Annotated in this window: 4 protein-coding genes and 1 pseudogene; 2 read left to right on the top strand and 3 right to left on the bottom strand. The window is 33.7% G+C overall.

The annotated features are described in order from the left end of the window. A partial coding sequence (locus AC1DJR_RS26405) for a hypothetical protein (protein ID WP_477003901.1) occupies positions 1 to 207 on the top strand: 207 nt, incomplete at its 5' end. A 157-nt stretch (positions 208 to 364) separates the two neighbouring features. On the opposite strand, the pseudogene AC1DJR_RS26400 reads toward AC1DJR_RS26405, so the two are convergent. Then, positions 365 to 421 (bottom strand): annotated as a pseudogene (locus tag AC1DJR_RS26400) (exosporium leader peptide-containing protein); the annotation flags it as partial. A gap of 197 nt (positions 422 to 618) precedes the next feature. Further along, positions 619 to 987, bottom strand: coding sequence for an FtsB family cell division protein (locus AC1DJR_RS26395; protein ID WP_429687113.1), 369 nt, complete (start codon positions 985 to 987; stop codon positions 619 to 621). 704 nt (positions 988 to 1,691) lie between these two features. Between AC1DJR_RS26395 and AC1DJR_RS26390 the strand changes: the two genes are divergently transcribed. Continuing rightward, a complete protein-coding gene (locus AC1DJR_RS26390; protein ID WP_234879583.1) occupies positions 1,692 to 2,033 on the top strand; it encodes a hypothetical protein in 342 nt (113 codons plus the stop codon). 107 nt (positions 2,034 to 2,140) lie between these two features. On the opposite strand, the gene AC1DJR_RS26385 is transcribed toward AC1DJR_RS26390, so the two are convergent. After that, the coding region (locus AC1DJR_RS26385) for a hypothetical protein (protein WP_477003900.1) at positions 2,141 to 2,433 on the bottom strand (293 nt) is incomplete at its 5' end.

Below are 2,433 nucleotides of genomic sequence, written 5' to 3'. Positions count from 1 at the left end.
GTGACGCTAGCCATTGTTCCAGGAGAATCAAGAAGTGAAGCAGTAACGGTTACTGTTCCAGACCCATTAGCGGCTAGAAATAAAGCGGTAAAGTTACCTAAAGAATTGGTAATGACAGCAAGAGGAACCATGAAAGCAAGAGAAGGGTTACTAAATGAAAAACTGACCACTACTCCTGGAGTAGGACTACTGTTTACTAATACTTGACCCCAAAAAATAAAGTATTATTTCCTTGAGTGGGTACACATGCTGTGGTTTCGTTAGAAGTCAAGGTAATAGAAGCAGGCCCAGCAGGAAGATTAAATCCAGTTGGTCCGGTTGATCCAGTTGAACCGGTAGGGAATTGAAAGGGTGGAACAGGTGGAAGKGTARGTCCAATWGAACCCGGRTTWAGYGCAGCARAAGATAAAAACTCGTCCATTATATATTACCTCTAAAAATCGTATTACTAATAGTAAATGTAATGATAGAGCAATGTGAAATGGACAAGCGGTTGTATTTTAATAAATTAAACAAAATAGTTATTTGATAGAAAAAGAAATTAGTATGTTTATTTTAGAAATTAAATATAAAAAGGCGATTATCGTCAAATCGCCTTTTGGGTAATGCAGTGTAATTTTATTCAGTTATTTGAAATATAGTTTCATTCGGTTTGGAAAATCCATACAGTTTCCTTGCGAATTTTAAAATTTCTTCTTCACTACCTGTTAAAGCCTTAACATCATTTTTAAGGGAATGACCATCCTTCTTTAAAGAAGATAATTTTTGTTGCTCCGTATTAAGCGTGATTTGTTTTTCTTTAATCATTTCTTGTTGGTTATTAAGAGAATATTGAAGGACAAAAATTACAGATAATATAAAAGCCAAGGTAGTTATAATACGGCGTCTTGTTTTTTTATTATTACCTTGTTTGGTGTTAGCGTTCACTTGCTGTGAGGGTATCTTAGGATTTGATTGTTGTGATGATATTTTTGGGATGTTTCCCATTAAAATGCCTCCATTACTGATTGTAGAATTTAAACCGTTTAAAAGTATTATAAATGTTCAATGGGAATTTTAGAAGATAKTTTAATATAGGTGAGTTTTGTAAAGTTTAAACAAAATCCTTATTTAAATAAAAGGAACCCCGATTGTCTGCGGGGCTCCTAAGGGTAATCGTCAAGTAATGACGTACTCGACTAGTTAACGATATCATGAATTTTTTGGTAAATATACTGGTAAATGCGTCCAAATTAATGAGAGCATTATTTGAAACAAAACGCTATTTTAATAGGGWSGGGAATAATGATGATTCCATGGGACAARCGAGTAWACRTTKTATCAAGGTGATYATTTTATTAMAGAGGGGACARTTTTAGAGGTTAGTGAAAGGGTGAATAAATCATTAKRTTGGCTTYGGTGCATGTTAGCTCCAAGCTATGAAAAAATGTGCGGTAATAGTACAAAGCGACTTCGGTTGATTCGGATAGATGATGATGAAGAATGATATAAAAATTTCATTTTGTAGAGAAATGAGGTGATTAAGGATGGGCATAGAATATGCCATGATTGTATTAAAAAAGAGCAGAATTTAGCCTATATATAAAGATGTTGGAATTGTTCTAAAGGGGGGAATATCTGAAATATAAATAATTGAGGGGAGTGAACTAATAATGGAAACTAGTACTTTTTTAGGATTGTTTTGGGGATAGATAACGGTTATCGTATCGGGAATACTTTTCGTACGTCCATCGGTACTACGTGAATTGAAAAAATTAGTGGTTGAAGACAGAGGATTTGGTATTATGTATGGTTTTCTATCGATTTTCCTAGGGTTAGGTAGTGTAATCCTACATAATGTATGGGTATTCAACTGGCAGGGGTTCCTAACGGTTATTGCATGGCTTGCATTATTAAAGGGAATCTACATAATTGCATATCCTGAACCCTCCAAGAAAACAGACTTTGAATTAAGGGTACTATCTACACGTATAGCGCTCGCTATCATTGGCGCCTTGGCTTTATGGATGCTTATAGTAATCTATATAAAATAATCCTTTTCTAATAAGAACTATATTAAAATAAATCTCTACGTGTTCATTGACAAAAAGCTGACTATACTTAGTCAGCTTTTTGTATATTACATTCTAGTATTTATCGGTCACAAAAGACATGTTCTCTCTTTTAAGTCGATATCGAAAATATTACCAATTTTTTCTTTTACAATGACAACAAATAAAGAAACATTTACAACGACACTTATTTCGTTTAGAACTCCAATCATCATCACAATGATTCTTTTCTTTAGATTTCCACCAGTCATCATTACAATGCTTTTCCTTAGAACTCCAATCATCATCACAATGATTCTTTTCTTTAGATTTCCACCAGTCATCACAACAATGCTTTTTCTTAGAACTCCAGCAATCATTTTTCCAGGACATTCTTTTATAC

The organism is Bacillus sp. 05T31 (assembly GCF_056396725.1).
Note: the sequence above shows the minus strand (reverse complement) of the source record. Positions and strands in the feature narration are given on the sequence as shown.

Excerpts from the sequence above, each read along its gene's own strand:
- AC1DJR_RS26395 (WP_429687113.1), bottom strand. The coding sequence starts at position 987 with ATGGGAAACATCCCAAAAATATCATCACAACAATCAAATCCTAAGATA.